Below are 15,724 nucleotides of genomic sequence, written 5' to 3' on the forward strand. Positions count from 1 at the left end.
GGCTTAATTTTATTTTTTATTTACAGATTGCCGAAATGAAATGCTTTTGATTCGAGATATTCTTCAATGCCGTAACGCGAGCCTTCACGCCCCACTCCGGAGAGCTTAATTCCGCCAAACGGCGCCACTTCTAAAGAAACAGAACCGGTATTAAAACCGACCATGCCAAATTCCAGTGACTCACCCACGCGCCATGCGCGTCGAATATCTTCGGTGAAGAAATAAGCCCCCAAACCGTAAGGGGTATCATTCGCCATATTTATCGCTTCATCTTCGGTATCGAAAATAAACAGCGGCGCTACCGGGCCAAAAGTCTCTTCATGAGCAATGCGCATCGCACTGGTGACGTAGCCGAGCACCGTCGGCGCCACAAAGGTGCCGTTGCCGTTACTGATACCGCCGGTTAACAGTTCGGCACCGTGGCTGAGCGCATCTTCAATATGATTGTTCACTTTGCTGACTGCCGCTGCGTTAATCAGTGGTCCGATGGTGCTGCCGTCGGCAAAACCATCGCCCACTTTCAGCTTCGCCACTTCTTCCAGCAGGCGGGCAGCAAAGCGTGGGTAGATAGTGCGCTGCACCAGAATGCGGTTAGCGCAGACGCAAGTTTGCCCGGCGTTGCGAAATTTACTCATCATCACGCCGCTGATGGCAATGTCGAGATCGGCATCGTCAAAGACGATCAGAGGTGCGTTGCCCCCCAGCTCCAGGCTCAGGCGTTTAATACTGTCGGCGCTCTGCTGCATCAGCATCTGGCCTATGCGCGTGGAACCGGTAAAGGAAATTTTGCGCACCGTGCGGCTGCTGGTCAGGGTTTCGCCAATCTCTTTCGGCAAACCGGTGACAATCTGCAGTACGCCAGACGGAATACCGGCACGCTGCGCCAGCTCAATCAGCGCCAGCGCCGACAGCGGGGTCAGCTCCGACGGTTTGACGATGATCGGGCAGCCCGCGGCCAAAGCCGGGGCCACTTTGCGGGTGATCATCGCAATCGGGAAATTCCACGGGGTAATTGCGGCAGCCACACCTACAGGCTGCTTCAGTACCAAGATACGGCGGTCATCGCTCGGTGCCGGAATGGTGTCGCCATAAATGCGGCGCGCTTCTTCCGCAAACCACTTCACAAAGCCCGCACCGTACAGCACTTCGCCCTTCGCTTCCGCCAGCGGCTTGCCCTGCTCGGCGGTCATGATGGCGGCGAGGTCGTCAGTGTTGTCGAGGATCAGCTGATGCCATTTTTCCAGCAGTAGCGCACGCTGCGCGTTCGGGGTTTTCGCCCAGCTTTTCCGTGCGGCATCGGCAAAGGCAATCGCCTGCTCGGTTTCTTTCGCGCCGAGCGCCGGAATGGTACAAACCACTTCGCCCGTTGATGGGTTGGTGACCGGTAGCATTTCGCCGTTAAGCGCGCCTTGCCAGTGACCGTTAAAAAAAGCCTGCTGGCGCAGCAGTGTAGCATCCTGTAAACGTTGTGCGAGCATAGCGTCTCCTTAATAAGTTCATTTCACTTTAACGGAGGCGAGGCAATCAATGCTGCGTTATCAGGTAGAAAGAGAAGCTCGGAAAGAGGTTTTGCGCGGCGAAACGAAATTTTATGCTGTGGAATTCTAAGTGGCCGTAACCGGTAGGGGTTGACCTTCTTTTTCGGTCAACCGCGGTGTTTAAGGTCCGATCGAAAAAGAGGATCACCCCTACCGTTCTACGATTTGCCTGTTAAATCTGGAAATCGATCACCGTTTCTTCTTCGTTCAGCGACTGCGCCTGGCGCTTGATCTCTTCCAATGATAGGTTGGCGTTACACGGTTCGAGGAACTGCCAGACAAAATTGCACTGACAGAAAAAACTAACCTACGTGGATTTACACTGGATGAAACAAGAATTAAAGAAAGTCGTCAGTGTTATTCCGACATCATCAGGGTAGTCCGTGAGAGCCAATATTAATCCCTGCCTTAGTTTTATTCGCAGGTCTCCTATAGTGCCCAAATATTTCAGCCGACTCTTGCTTAAGGCGTGACGGTTTTCAGGTTTTTACGGCCCCACATTTTTCGCGAATTAAGGAGTGAAGAAATGCGGGCCGTAAAAATGAGGCAGCGGACAGAATTATTTTCGCGGGTTAAGGAGCGAAAATATTTCAGGCACCGCGTCTCACCGGCAAACAGCCGCGCCCACGCGGATTTTGCCGGCCGGGGGGAGCCGAATAAATTTCGCCGCCCCGGCGAGCGAAAAGCTGTCGCCCACGACAGCGATTTATTTGGGGGGCATCGCCCCGCACACCGTCGCGGCTAAGTCTCCGGCCAAAAGCCGGTAGCGTGGCGCGACCACCCTCTTTAAAGGTCAGCTTCCCTTTTATTCCCGCTGCGAGGAACGAGCTAAGGGAAGAAAAAGGCGAAAGCGACCGTCTTAAAGGGGGTGGTCGCGCGTAGCGGGCGACGGTGTGCCGCCGTTGACGTTGGGGGTTTTGGCGCGGCGTCCAGCCGCGACATTACCCCCATGCGACATATCATAAGGGCGTCCAGCCCGCATGAACTGGCGCACGCCGTTTGGTGCAGGGGAGCATGCTTTCCTGCACATGGCCGCAACGCGGCCATCTTCTTCGTCCCTGACGTTCGCCCCACCTTTTAACCCGACACCGTGGGGCGAATTGATGGGGCGATGTCATGGGGCGAACTGCTGACGAAGGAGGCATCGTGATTTTAAATAAGCTGGCCGTTTCACTGTCGCCGATAGTGAATGGCGCGCTGAGCCTCATTGCTTTTATGCAACAGCATCAGCTGATGCTGGCGCTATTATCGGGGCTGACGATGCCGTTTTTCGCGTCGATGAAAAGCGATGAACGGCAAAAAGCCCCGTTGTGGCAAAAGCTGATTATGGCTTTTTCCATACTGTGTTTTCTTTGCGGTACGATGGGGCCGGTACTTATCTGGATTTTCCAGTGGCTTTATCGGGGCCGTGTTATCGCCAGCATTCCCGTTCTGGCATGGCCGGTGCTGATTACCTTTACCGTAACGGGTTTTATTTTGCATATTCTGCTGCGCAGGGTATTAACACCTGAGTTAGACACAATAAAGAAACGCCTCGTCAGGAAAACCACGCTTGAACGGGAATTACGCACCGATGTCCGTACTGTGAAATCCCTGCTGCCGGAAACATTGCATTATGACCCGCTGGATTATATCGACCTGAACAAAGGGTTATTTATTGGCATGGACCGCGATATTCAGCCGATGTACCTACCGTTAAAAGACTGGCAAAGACAACACGCGGATATCATCGGCACCACCGGGGCCGGTAAAGGGGTGGCCACCGGGATATTACTTTATCAAAGTATTCTGGCCGGTGAAGGCGTTTTTGTTATGGACCCCAAGGATGATGAATGGGCCCCCCACCTTTACCGTAAAGCCTGCGAGGACGCAGGCAAACCTTTTGCCCTGATTGACCTGCGAAAACCCCAATACCAGTTAAACCTGATTGAAGCGATCACCGCCGATGAACTGGAAGAGCTTTTTGTTGCCGGGTTCAGCCTGGCAGAGAAAGGTCAGGAATCTGACTTTTATCGCATTGACGACCGGAAAGCGGCCCGAATAGCCGCACAATTTGTCACCCGTAATACTGCCTCAACCATTCGGGATGTTTATAACGGAGACTACGTTCAGGGTATTGCCGATAAGATAAAAGCCTTCTTCGGGAAAATTGAGGAGCTGGCCTTGCTCAATGCCATCAATGCGCCGACTGGATTTTCGCTTAATACGATTTTTGAGGAAGGCGGTTGCTGTTATGTGATTGGCTCAATGCGCAACAGCAAAATCATTACCGCTCAGCGCATGCTGCTGGTTCGCCTGTATCAGCTAGCGGAAAAGCGCGAGCGAGTGAAAAAAGTGCCCCGCCCCATTGCTATTTATCTTTCCGAACTGAAATACCATTTATCCAGGCCCGCGCTGGAAGGTTTAGGCGCGGCACGCGATAAAGGCGTGCACATTATTATGGACCATCAGTCGATTGCCGATTTAAAAGACTGCCCGGCAGATTTGAAAGGTGACGCCGTTGTCGGCGCGGTCGTTGAGAACGCCAAATTCAAACTGGTTTATCGGGTCATGGATCCGGACACCGCTGAATGGGTGGCAAGGATGTCCGGCACCATATTAGTCGATGATGAGGTCCGCAAAGCGAAAACCGATGCCGTACTGACAGAGACTATCGACGATGAACGCACCATCAGGCAGGCCGAGCGCTTCTTTACCGACAGCAATATGATCCTGAACCTACCCGATTTTGTCAGCTTCATCTTTACGACAAAAGCACTCCCCTCTGCCTCTCTGATTTCGCCCATCAGGGTGAAAAAACGCGAACTGGAGATCTGTGCCGTGTCGCCCGCAATTGCCGCCAACGCAGCAACGGTAAACATCACCCTGGATTTTAGCGAGGAGGAAACCTCCCCCGAACCGGCATCAACGCCGGATATCACCACAACGCGGCCCGATCTTTTTTTTTGATGAGGTGGGCGAAAAAGACACGACAATACCGAATGCCGATAAAGTGGAAAAACCGCCATTGCTGGATTTTTAAAGGGGGAATGATGCTGATCACCGCATACCACGAGCGCCAGACGCGACACCACGAAAAAATACAACGACTGCTGAATTTCCTGAAAGAAGAAACGTACAGTGACTTTAAAACGCTGATACTGCTGTTTGGCTTCAGGGATCATAAATCGCTGTACTCCCTGCTTTCAAAAGTCGAGGACATGGGCTTAATACAAAAGCACGTCCTGGTATCGCGTACGATGAAAATTTCATTGTGGGGCATAACCAGTGACGGGCTGGCCGTTGTGTTAACTCCCGACGATGCGCTTTTTCCGGCGCGGTTTGAGCCGTCAAAAATTACCGGCTGGACGCTGGACCATCACCTTGATAATCAGGCAGCCCGCATCATCCTTGAGCAAAAAGGCGCAACCGGGTGGATAAACGGCGATCGCACGACCTTCCTCAGTCGTTATCAGGTCAACCACCGGCCGGACGGGTTGATCACCCTGCCCGGCGGTACCGTGATCGCCATTGAGACCGAGCGCCGCCTGAAAACCAAAGCCCGTTATCAGTCGATCCTCGCCAGCCATTTACTGGCACGGACCCGTAAAAACTGGATTTACGTTTTCTACATCGTGCCGGACCCGCAGAAAAAGCGCGGTCTTGAGCGGCTGTTTGACAGCATCAGGCACGTCATCGTTAACCATCAGCACATCCCGCTGGAAACCCGCCACCGGAATGTCTTTCACATCTATACGCTCGACGAGCTGAAACGGCTCGATTTAGACCACTGCATATAGTTTTTCTGTAGCACCTACAGCCCCCCACGCCCACCAGCAGCGTAACGACCTGAAATAATGCCCCTCGAGATACTCACCCAAAATCAGAACAGACAGGACATCAAAATGAACAAAGAAACTGACCGACTTGCTGATGTACTGACTGAAATGAGCGCCAAAGCGCTGGTCACATGGATGACGCATTCCGTATTGCACGACATACCGCGCGAAGCATTACTGGTTCGCGGTAACGATTTTGTATACGCCCTTCAGGCTAATTTTGTGCTGCTACGTGATGTTCTGTCAGAAACACTGGAATATATTGAGCAGCAGAGCCATGATCTCGAAGAAAGACTGGATAGTCTGGAACAGCGCCTTCAGACGCTTCAGAAAGATACTGATAATTTGTATTAGCCCAGACTTTACCTGGCACAACTACGACACAGGGCCAAACCTAATCTGACAGGCAGCTCTGTGCCAAAAGCGGAAGTTGGAGTGCCGAGACTATCTAAAAGTTGATGGTTTGTTTTGCAGGGATACTTACACGACCCTCGATACTCCCTGCCTCTAAGGTTTGCTATAGAATAAATAATCATTGCGCTTTAATCTGATGTTGGCGGTATAATATTAGGTGCCTACTAAGGCAATCACCGACGCTACAATCATGCTGATCTGTATTGTATTTAGTCTAAACGTGTGGTGTGGAAAAACATTTAAACTCATTAATAATAAGGAAGCGCTAAATGTCAGGAATAGGAAAGTCGCAAAAAAAATATTTAATTATTAAAGGAATAAATGAGGGGTTATATCCAGAATCAGTTTACAAGTTCAGAACTATAGAAAAAGCAAATGAAATTCTTCAAAGCCTGGAGTTTTACTTTTCATCGGCTGTAAATTTTAATGATCCATTTGATTGTGCACTGGATGAGGAAAAAAAATACTCTTTATCAGATTTTAATACTTGGATAAATTCATTTCAGAATGGATTAAATGACACACAAAAACAAAACTTAACAAAAATGCATACACAAAACGGACAAGTATTTCACAATCTAGTTAAAAAAATAAAATCAAAAGCCGTAAATAATCGTGGGGTTTTAGCTCTATCTAAAACTAATGAAAATATTCTTTTATGGTCTCATTACGCGGAGAACCATACAGGGGTTGCTATAAAACTCAATATTGCTAAGGACCCGGAGTTTTTTGTAACACCTAAAAATATAATATATACAAAGCAATATAACCCGTTGAATTACCTCAGAGACTCTAAAAAATCAATACAGGATACACTCTCCATAAAATCAATAGATTGGGAATATGAAGAAGAGATTAGAGTTTATAAAAGTACTGTTGGAGTTCATAAAATTGACCCTGTAGCAATTACTGACGTTTTTTTTGGTATAAAAACCCAAAAAAATGATATTGCAAAAATAAAAAATACATGTAGTAAAAATGGCCTAAATCATGTGAAATTCTATCAGGCTGAAAAAAAATATGGCGAATTTGCGCTACATTTTAATCCTATTTGATTTAGTAAGTGAACAGTTTTGCGCCATAGGCCAATAAAATCTAATTATATCGCGGTGTAGCGAATGTAAGGTAATGCGATGAATCAAGATGAGTTAATCACTTTCTGTGTTGATGTGCGCGAAGTGCTTGGTAACATGACCAAAAAGGATCATTATTGGAGGTCATCTTTTGGACAGTCAAACTTTCCGGTGGGATGCTGCGGAGATACATCGAAACTGCTTGCTTACTTGCTTTATCAGCAATTCGGGATAGTCCCAGAATTAGTCTCAGGACGTTACAATGATTTTGACCATAGGTCCCCCGCCTGCGGTCTTTCAAACGGTAATTCACATGCTTGGCTGGTCGTGAATGGATGGATTGTTGATTTGACTGCGGATCAGTTTAATGACAGGGGATATAATCTCCCCCCCGTCCTGATTACATTAGACACTAGGTTTCATGACCTCTTTGCCAATCGTGATTCCTCGTTGCAGCTCTCTCAAAGCAATGAAAGGACTCTAGTTGATGAGCTAATAAACACAGCATCACATGTGCAGCAAAGACTTAGAGAGCGAGGTTGGTTCTGCGGGAGCAGCAGTTTTTAAAGTCGATACTCATAGATGTATAAGAAGAACATTAAATTATTCTAAATCTGGCTGTAATGGATTATTTTACAGTTATCAGCCAGGTTAATATGAAGCAGTTCAAATCAGTTTCTGACAATATAATCAGCTCAGTTACATTAGATTTATTGCATGGAAAGAACATCAACATGCGGTTAGAAATATCCCTAGAAGTGAGTCCGATCCGACTTCCGATCCTCGCTCAGGTTGTGTGAAAACTTTTTTGGCCGCTGAAACTGCCAAAAACAGAGCTGAAAACCGCGCTCATACGTAAAATTCGGATCTACTAACCAGTCGATCAATTCCAGATTTTGCGTAGACGTGCGCACTTCAGTTTTTGGTCAGGGTTTTCACACAGCCTGCGCTCACAGCGGACCTTATGACCTTGCTTTCTGTCCGCTCCGTGCCAGGAGCGGAAGTTGTTAACTCCATGTCAAGTTGATTAGAGAGGAGCAGGTCACTTGATTACATCGTTGGCGGTAAAAAGGAAGCACAGAGACGCGTCGAGCGGCTTACAGCTAGCAGCCATCCTCTTGCCAGCAGCGCACCAACTCCTAGCATTTTCCCGTGTGAAACAGGATAAATGGTAGTCTCGGATGCCGCCTAAAAGTATGCTGATATAGACTGCAGAACCACCAACCAGAAAATGTTATCCCAGTAAAGCAAAAAAGGAATGAGTTATGCCACGCCCCCCTATATCTGATGTTCTTTACTTTGCCCTCCTTAACCGTGATCTGGAAGCACTGGATGCCATTGGTGCGGAGAGGCCAGAGGATATGCTCTCCTTACGCACTATCATATGCACCAATAAAACAGGAGCGATCGATATTGAGCTCGGACTCGGGCCAGGACTGGCGGAGAACGAACAAATCATTTCTTTTTTTGAAGGCCCTCGTGCCTACTTTATGTCTGCAGGCGCAAGTCTTCAGGCACATTTGACGGGCGGAAAAAGTAACGTATTGATCGATTACTCACTGAGCTTCGATTCCAATTTTGCTGAGAAAATGCGTGCAGTCGTATCAGGAGAGAATATTCAGGAGGTTGAGCGTAATCGCGTTATTGAAATCCTGATGCTGAAGGCGCACAACCCCAGAGTGCAGTTCGATTTGCAGCCGTTTCTCATCGAAAACACTCGCCTTTCGCGGGACAACCCGCAAAATAAGCGCCCGCTTAATACCCTGATTGCCTTCCGTATGCTTGACCACTTGGACTGGAAGCGCTTCCGAGAATCACCGGGCACATTTGTGTATAGCAAATCTGCAGACATCCTCCGGGCGGAACTTCTTGTAGATGCAGAAGCTTTTATGCAGAAAATACAAAGCAGTGAGTACATAGCACAGCAGGAAGCTAAGAGTGCATTCAATCAGGCACTGTTGTTACGCTTTGCCACACTCTGGCACAGTGATAGTAAGCTCGATCACAAGCTGATTTTGCGCCAGCTCCTCATCTATTCCGTCAGGAAACTTGGGGCGATACCACTCACGGAGTTGCAGCTCATCTGGAGGGGTATGACTTCATCGCCAGTAGCGCCATTTTTTGGCCCTATAATAGGAAAGTCTCGCGAAATGCTTAAGGCAATACGCGGCATGGCATGGGATTTGACATTGCTACGTCTGCTTGAGCAGGTTGCCACCGCGTCTCAGAATGGATCCTTTTTTATTCCCTATTTCGTCACCAATGATGGTCGCTGGCGTAAATTATTACAGCTAAGCCCGGTAAACATGATGGTCATCGATGACCGGGACCATCGAGTACAACTTGCACGCCAGAATGAAAAAGAGTTCAGAGCTATCTTCATGGAGTGCCTACAGGGTGAACTACGTTCCGATATGACACCTGAAATGATCGAGAAACGCCGTCTGGCCGCAAAAAACCTACAGCCTGACGTATTGTTGGCACTCGTTGCGCAAGAAGAGGCATTCTGGGACTCCCATTAACAATAGTGACCTGGCCCCCTCATTTATTCACTTTCGGCAATACTAGAAATACTCGTGGCTATTCAATTGCCAATGTCTGCTTCGTGCCAGGTATAGTCATTCGAACCCTGAGGGTTACACTTTTAAGTGATTCAGGGTATGCGCTTACTGGTTACGAATATTGTGCCAGAATCATGTGATCTGATGATTGCCGCTTTGCTTTCGAGCCAGTAAGTGCTCCACGTTCGCTAACGAATACTCAGGGCATGCAGATAAACTGCTGACTATATTTCTCTCGAAGGGCGTGGAATGCATACCAATCCCCGGTTAAAGGAGTTGGTGATGACTGCTATAGATCTGTTTGCTGCTCATGTTGGTCTGGATTGGGCGGATAAAAAGCACGATGTCTGCGTTCAGTTTAAAAACGGTGAGCGCACATTCCATGTGATTAACCATACGCCGGAAGCGCTTGATACCTGGCTCAATGAGTTGCACCAGAAGGTCAAAGGCAGGATCGCTATCGCCCTTGAACTGAAGAAAGGCCCGGTAGTATATGCTCTCCAGAAGTACCCCTTTATTACTGTCTTTCCCATACACGCGTTATCATTGGCCCGCTATCGGCAGACCTTCTGGCCAAGTGGTGCGAAGGATGATCCTCAGGATGCCGAGTTGGCGTTAGATCTGATGCTTCGCTATCCCCAAAAGATAAAACCCATTGAACCCGACAATGCTGATATCCGTTTACTTCTACAACTAGTCGAGCAGCGTAGGCTGCTGGTAGAAGACAAACGCCGCTTTGTTAATCGGCTCATTAACACGCTTAAGCAGTATTATCCTCAACCCCTGGAATGGTTCTCGCATCGGGACAGTTCATTGTTCTGTGAGCTCATAATCCGCTGGCCAAGCCTGCAACAGCTCAAACGTGCCCGGAGTGATACCGTCCGTCATTTTATGAACGCAAGAGGTGGTCCCGCTGTTGCGTATACAGAACAGCGGGTTACAAGCATTGCCAACGCGATTCCCCTGACCACTGATAAAAGTGTCATCGAGGCGAACGCGCTAATGGCAACAGCTCTTGCATCACAAATCAAACCAAACTTGTAGGTGAACTTATCAGAACCTACGACGAACGAATCGAATCGTTATTCGATACGCTTCCGGATGCAGAGCTGTTCAAATCACTACCGGGCATGGGGCCGTGTATGGGCCCACGTATGCTTGCCGCACTGGGTGATAACCGCGACCGCTTCAACAGCGCTGAGGAAATTCAAAACTACGCAGGTATTGCTCCGGTGACTGAACGGAGTGGCCAGAAATCCTGGGTTCACTGGCGATGGCAGTGTGCCAAGTTCGTCAGGCAAACCTTTGTCGAATGGGCTGCCAAGACGGTTAACTCATCATACTGGGCCAAGCTGTATTATCAGGGGATGCGAGAAAAAGGAAAATCTCATCAATCAGCGATCCGAGCTCTGGCATTCAAATGGATAAGAATTATTTACCGCTGCTGGAAGACCAGAACCCGTTATGACGAAGCGAAATATTTGCTGGCACTGGAAGCGCGAAATCGCCCTTACTAATGCCGTAGAAAGCTTGTCGAATGTCTCAGGGCGTGAAGCGGACATTGACGCCACATTAGTGCAAGTGGCAGAGCAGAAAAAAGGCTGGGAATCCGGATTTATGACTGTATATTTACACAGTGATTTAAGCAGCTAAATAGGACATTTGAAATGAATAGCACTGCTGATGAGATTAGTTTTGAGATTTGTGAAAATGCTGATGCGGAACAATCATTGCCCATTGAAGAAGGGCTTAATGATTTCAACGATTTAATGACGGGGATCAGTGATCGTAAGCCATTATCGGTATTAATAAAATCAACTAAAACGGGTGAAGTACTTGGAGGAATGCAGGGACGTTCGTCACTGGGCCTCCTTTTTATAGATCTTTTCTATCTTCCACCAGAGTTGCGGAGAATGGGACTGGGTACAGATATTCTTAAGCGCTTCGAGAATGAAGGGCGAAGAAGGGGATGTACTGCAGCATTTTTGTATACGATAAGCTTTCAAGCTCCTGATTTCTACAAAAAACACGGTTGGGAAGAGTTTGGGCGTATTGGCTGCGAGCCGGAAGGAACAAGTCGGATATTTATGAAGAAATCCTTATAAAATCCAATTTTATCTTTCAACTGGGATGTCCGCTGTTCGCTCAGAATAGACCTGCACACCCACCCTTCGGTCGTCCTCGTGCCAGGAGCAGACATTACTGAGTCCGCACAGCTTTGACTAAAAGGGAACGGGTCAAAGTATCTTTATTGCGCTGCCAAATGCGCAACTATAATTAAAACGGTTGTTCATTTAAATGGATGAAATTATGAGTTCACTCAACATGCATTTCAACATTCTAGCCGGCTACAACGCCTGGGCGAATGAACGGTTATATTCCAGCGTTGGAAAGATTGGAGAAGATGCTTACCGTAAAAACTGCGGCGCTTTTTTTGGGTCTATCGAGGCGACGTTGAATCACCTGCTAGTGACGGACAGGATTTGGAGACATCGTTTAAACGCATTACCTGAAACAGGGTATCGGCTGGACCAGATACTGTTCGACAGTGATTTTCTCGGTCTGGAAATGGCGCGAAGAGAAGAAGATAAAAAGATCGTAGATTTTATCATGGGATTATCAGAAACCGATTTAGCTGGCATAGTCTCCTACCGGCGGGCTTCAACACCAGAACTTAAGCAGCAGGTAATCTGGTCTGCTCTGGGTCACTGGTTTAATCATCAAACCCATCACAGAGGGCAGGTCCATGCAATGTTGACCCGAGTATCTGGGGAGGCACCCGAACTGGACTTGCTGATATATCAAAGGCAGCTAAACGATAAATATTAGTTTGGCGATTGACCTGCTCCCTGCCGATCAGTATACCGTGATGGTAGTATTGTTTTGCCAACTTCCGCTCTTCGCTCAGGCTGTGTGAAAACACCTGATCACTTTTTGGTCTAAGCGATGGTTGCATATGATCAACCATTCTTTATAAACCCATGCAACATACTTACTTTTCTATTAAAATTATAAACATACAAGTGAATACTGTGGGTACCGACATGGCCAATCACATTCAAGGACATGGCAGGCATCAGGTGACATTGCTCCCTGATGCGCTGGACGATTTTGTCACTGAAGATAACCCCGTCAGAGTGGTTGATATATTTGTAGATGGGTTACAGCTTGATTCTCTTGGTTTCAGAAGAGTTGATGCAAAACGAACCGGACGGCCCGGATATCACCCTGCCACCCTACTGAAGCTGTACATTTACGGATATCTCAACCGAATTCAGTCCTCCCGCAGACTGGAAAAAGAGGCCCATCGCAACGTTGAACTGATGTGGTTACTTGAACGATTAACGCCTGACTTTAAAACCATTGCAGATTTCAGAAAAGATAACGGTGAAGGTATCAGGAATGCCTGTCGGGCCTTTATTGGCCTGTGCCGGCAAATGTAAATGTTCACTGATGTCGTTGTTGCCATTGACGGCAGCAAATTCAAAGCAGTAAACAGCAAACCCAACAACTTCACATCCCAGAAAGCCAAAGACCATATTGAGCGCGTTGAGCAAAGTATTACTTTTTATTTAAACAAGCTGGATGAAGCCGACAAGAATACTGAGCCCGATGCAAACACAAAGTTAACAGCCACTAAACTGGCCTGGCTAAAAAAGCGTTTACGTGAGCTTCAGGAGATCCAACAAGCAATTGCACAACAGCCAGATAAACAACTTTCTTTAACCGACCCTGACTCCCGGTTGATGAAAACAAATAATATGAACCGGCAAGTTTGCTACAACGTTCAGACAGCTGTGGATACGAAGAACCATTTGATTGTTGCGCATGAAGTCACCAACACAACAGATAATGGGCAACTTGGTTCAGTAGCAGCACTGGCTCAGAAAGCTGTTGGCCGGAAGGACATAACAGTACTTGCCGACAAAGGGTATTACAGTCGCAGCGATATTAAAACAGTTCTGGATAGCGGAGCCGTGGCGTTGGTGCCAAAGGGAGATACCTCTGGTGCTGAACGTAAGGGGCTCTATAACCGCTCAATGTTCAGATATAACAGGGAAAAAGATGTTTATGTATGCCCAATGGGCAATGAGCTTCAGAATCGATTTACCTCAATAGAGGACGGACTGGAGCAACAGTTGTACTTTAACAATATTGCCTGTCGCGATTGCAGCCAGCGTTCCAGGTGCACGACATCAAAACGCGATCCAAGGCGTATACGGCGCTGGGTTCATGAAGCTGAAATGGAAGAAATGCATGCCCGGCTTGAGGCATTTCCTCAAGCGGTAGTCATGCGAAAGCAAACGGTAGAACATCCGTTTGGGACAATTAAAATGTGGATGGGTGCAACACACTTCCTGATGCGAAAATTTAAAAATGTCAGTACAGAAATCAGCCTTCATATATTGGCTTATAACCTGAAAAGGATGCTATCAATATGGGGTACTGAAGGATTGATAATTCAACTGCAGGAACAATACGGCTAACGGTTCCAGCCGTTTTGCCCTCCAGTAACAACAAATATCAGGTTCTTCCCCGCTTTAAAAACTCCTGAGTCACCCGAAAAAAAACACAGATTACTTCGTCAACTTAAACGACTTTATTAAAACACAGATGAGAAATATTGTTTGGTTACTTGAAGCTATGAGTTTTCACACAGCCTGCGCTCTTAACTGACTGCCGTATATGGTTGTGTGCTGTACGAGAAAGCCGTAAGGCGATATGAGCTAATGCAGTTAATCACATGGAGTAACTATACATCAATCCCTCCTTGGGGTTGTCTTAATTCCACTGCAGGAACATGACTGTTCGGTGCTCGCCCTGTCTGCGCTCCGCCTCACTCATGTCCCTACAGCGTTACTGTTTTAAACGGCCCCTACACGCAAAGCCGCATTCCTTTGTAGTGCATTCCCGCTCAAAGCTTATCAATCAAATAACGATGAGCTTTTGATGCCGCGCTGGCGGCCTTGAAAATATAGCGCTTGTCGTTCTTCAGTGCTTTCAGCCAGGAAGCAATATAACCTTCATGCTGAACCTCTCCAGTGATACCCAGATCCGCCATCAGGAACGCGCTTCCCAGTTCGGCGATCAACTCCTCAAAAGCATAATCCTCACTGCCAAACTTCCCTTTCATTTCACGGTTCAGCCGACTTTTTGCCCCGCTCCAGTGAATCAGCTCATGCAGGCCGGTGGCGCAGAAATTGGCGGCATCAGAAAAAAGGTACCGTTCCGGCAGCCAGATTTCATCGGTAGAGGGTTGGAAAAAGGCGTTTTGACCTTTCTCAATGATAGTTGCACCACTGTTACGGAAAAGCGCTTCCGCACGCGGTAACGGCTCAAAGGTCTCTGCCGGGCAAACTGCTGCGTCACTCAGAGGCAAACCGTCAATTTGCTCAACATTAAACACGGTAAAAGTTTTCAGCATCGGGATATAGTCAGTTTCTCCGTCGTCATTTTCCTTTTCCAGCGTGGTATAGAAAATGGCGGTAGTGCCGTGTACTCCTTTGCGTACCTGCCCGCCTTCCGCTTCTGCCTGTTTGTAGGTCATCCAGCGCGAATCACTGAATCCCTGTTTTGAGGCACTGCACCATAGCAACATGATATTCATTCCACTGTAAGCAGCACCAGTCGCGTAGTTTGAAGGTAATCCTGACATGCCCGGTACGCGCTGCCACGGGCAGGACCACGGCTTAACGCCTGTTTCAAGGGCAGAAATGATGCTGTCAGTGACTGTCTGATAAATATCTGTTTTGGTTCTGGAAAATTTCGTTTTTGAGGAGCCTGACTGCTCCAGCGGGGATACGCTGGTCGCCGTTGCGGTGTTAGGGGCGCTAGTCTGGGTATGCAGGGAAATAGTCATGGGTTTTCTCCGTCAGTGGTGTGATTTTCGTCTTCGTATCGCCTGACGGTTCGCTTTCCCGACATCGTTCCGTCCCGCAAGGGCGCAACATGCGTGCTATTTACCCTTGCGGAACGGGTTGTGCTGGGAAACGATTAACCGGAAGCTGATTCGAGGAATGAAAAGCACACAGGAGCCCCCCGGAATACATGGGCATAGCCGCCCTTAATTAGGAAAAGAAAATAATGAATTATTTAAAATTAAGAAATCCTTGATTAAAGAATAAGGATTAAAGAGGTGAATGGAGAAAATTCAAGGGAATTCAATATTACTCATATTAATTTTAGCCAATCTTACTAAATTCAAAAAACAAGCAAGAAACACATAAAGAAAAGAAAATTTCTTTCATAACAAGCCATTAAGCAATATACAACCGCTAAATTAACATCTTGAAATGAAATTTTAAAAACCAACTAAAAAC

The 15,724-nt window shown here is 47.6% G+C and carries 11 protein-coding genes and 3 pseudogenes; 11 read left to right on the plus strand and 3 right to left on the minus strand.

Annotation, left to right across the window (positions count from 1 at the left end):
• Window positions 1–20: 20 nt before the first annotated feature.
• Both LC431_RS05020 and cbl read right to left on the minus strand, forming a co-directional pair.
• Window positions 21–1,478, minus strand: a complete 1,458-nt coding sequence (locus LC431_RS05020; protein WP_223509361.1) for an NAD-dependent succinate-semialdehyde dehydrogenase — start codon at window positions 1,476–1,478, stop codon at window positions 21–23.
• Window positions 1,479–1,710: 232 nt separating this feature from the next.
• A pseudogene (gene cbl / locus LC431_RS05025) lies at window positions 1,711–1,830 on the minus strand (HTH-type transcriptional regulator Cbl); the annotation flags it as partial.
• Between the two features lie 688 nt (window positions 1,831–2,518).
• Here cbl and LC431_RS05030 point away from each other — a divergent pair.
• The 11 genes and pseudogenes from LC431_RS05030 to LC431_RS05085 all read left to right on the plus strand — a co-directional run bounded on the left by LC431_RS05030 (window position 2,519) and on the right by LC431_RS05085 (window position 13,891).
• Window positions 2,519–2,671: a hypothetical protein gene (locus LC431_RS05030; protein WP_223509362.1), complete on the plus strand. Its 153-nt coding sequence runs from the start codon at window positions 2,519–2,521 to the stop codon at window positions 2,669–2,671.
• 13 nt (window positions 2,672–2,684) lie between these two features.
• Window positions 2,685–4,487 carry a type IV secretory system conjugative DNA transfer family protein gene (locus LC431_RS05035; RefSeq protein WP_370633750.1) on the plus strand — a complete coding sequence of 601 codons (1,803 nt, stop codon included), beginning with the start codon at window positions 2,685–2,687 and terminating at the stop codon, window positions 4,485–4,487.
• Window positions 4,488–4,570: 83 nt separating this feature from the next.
• Window positions 4,571–5,317: a MobC family replication-relaxation protein gene (gene mobC, locus LC431_RS05040; protein ID WP_223509363.1), complete on the plus strand. Its 747-nt coding sequence runs from the start codon at window positions 4,571–4,573 to the stop codon at window positions 5,315–5,317.
• Between the two features lie 105 nt (window positions 5,318–5,422).
• Entirely contained in the window at window positions 5,423–5,710 is a 288-nt protein-coding gene (locus LC431_RS05045) for a hypothetical protein (protein WP_223509364.1), read from the plus strand.
• 329 nt (window positions 5,711–6,039) lie between these two features.
• Window positions 6,040–6,825, plus strand: coding sequence for a DUF2971 domain-containing protein (locus tag LC431_RS05050; protein WP_223509365.1), 786 nt, complete (start codon window positions 6,040–6,042; stop codon window positions 6,823–6,825).
• Window positions 6,826–6,903: 78 nt separating this feature from the next.
• A complete protein-coding gene (locus tag LC431_RS05055) occupies window positions 6,904–7,410 on the plus strand; it encodes a hypothetical protein (RefSeq protein ID WP_223509366.1) in 507 nt (168 codons plus the stop codon).
• 698 nt (window positions 7,411–8,108) lie between these two features.
• Window positions 8,109–9,365 carry a hypothetical protein gene (locus LC431_RS05060; protein ID WP_223509367.1) on the plus strand — a complete coding sequence of 419 codons (1,257 nt, stop codon included), beginning with the start codon at window positions 8,109–8,111 and terminating at the stop codon, window positions 9,363–9,365.
• Between the two features lie 321 nt (window positions 9,366–9,686).
• Window positions 9,687–10,921, plus strand: a pseudogene (locus tag LC431_RS05065) (IS110 family transposase).
• A 150-nt stretch (window positions 10,922–11,071) separates the two neighbouring features.
• The gene (locus LC431_RS05070) at window positions 11,072–11,509 is read left to right on the plus strand and encodes an N-acetyltransferase (RefSeq protein WP_223509369.1); all 438 of its coding nucleotides are present in this window, start codon (window positions 11,072–11,074) and stop codon (window positions 11,507–11,509) included.
• 205 nt (window positions 11,510–11,714) lie between these two features.
• Window positions 11,715–12,233, plus strand: a complete 519-nt coding sequence (locus LC431_RS05075) for a DinB family protein (RefSeq protein ID WP_223509370.1) — start codon at window positions 11,715–11,717, stop codon at window positions 12,231–12,233.
• A 215-nt stretch (window positions 12,234–12,448) separates the two neighbouring features.
• Window positions 12,449–13,891, plus strand: a pseudogene (locus LC431_RS05085) (IS1182 family transposase).
• 428 nt (window positions 13,892–14,319) lie between these two features.
• On the opposite strand, the gene LC431_RS05090 reads toward LC431_RS05085, so the two are convergent.
• Window positions 14,320–15,264, minus strand: coding sequence for an ArdC family protein (locus LC431_RS05090; RefSeq protein WP_223509372.1), 945 nt, complete (start codon window positions 15,262–15,264; stop codon window positions 14,320–14,322).
• Window positions 15,265–15,724: the final 460 nt, after the last annotated feature.

Source organism: Rahnella sp. GSA61A (genome assembly GCF_019969905.1).
GTDB lineage: Bacteria > Pseudomonadota > Gammaproteobacteria > Enterobacterales > Enterobacteriaceae > Rahnella > Rahnella aceris.

What these genes read in the sequence shown, in the direction of transcription:
- LC431_RS05020 (WP_223509361.1), bottom strand. Translation starts at nt 1,478, where the DNA reads ATGCTCGCACAACGTTTACAGGATGCTACACTGCTGCGCCAGCAGGCT.
- LC431_RS05030 (WP_223509362.1), top strand. Translation starts at nt 2,519, where the DNA reads ATGAACTGGCGCACGCCGTTTGGTGCAGGGGAGCATGCTTTCCTGCAC.
- mobC (WP_223509363.1), top strand. Translation starts at nt 4,571, where the DNA reads ATGCTGATCACCGCATACCACGAGCGCCAGACGCGACACCACGAAAAA.
- LC431_RS05045 (WP_223509364.1), top strand. Translation starts at nt 5,423, where the DNA reads ATGAACAAAGAAACTGACCGACTTGCTGATGTACTGACTGAAATGAGC.
- LC431_RS05050 (WP_223509365.1), top strand. Translation starts at nt 6,040, where the DNA reads ATGTCAGGAATAGGAAAGTCGCAAAAAAAATATTTAATTATTAAAGGA.
- LC431_RS05055 (WP_223509366.1), top strand. Translation starts at nt 6,904, where the DNA reads ATGAATCAAGATGAGTTAATCACTTTCTGTGTTGATGTGCGCGAAGTG.
- LC431_RS05060 (WP_223509367.1), top strand. Translation starts at nt 8,109, where the DNA reads ATGCCACGCCCCCCTATATCTGATGTTCTTTACTTTGCCCTCCTTAAC.
- LC431_RS05070 (WP_223509369.1), top strand. Translation starts at nt 11,072, where the DNA reads ATGAATAGCACTGCTGATGAGATTAGTTTTGAGATTTGTGAAAATGCT.
- LC431_RS05075 (WP_223509370.1), top strand. Translation starts at nt 11,715, where the DNA reads ATGAGTTCACTCAACATGCATTTCAACATTCTAGCCGGCTACAACGCC.
- LC431_RS05090 (WP_223509372.1), bottom strand. Translation starts at nt 15,264, where the DNA reads ATGACTATTTCCCTGCATACCCAGACTAGCGCCCCTAACACCGCAACG.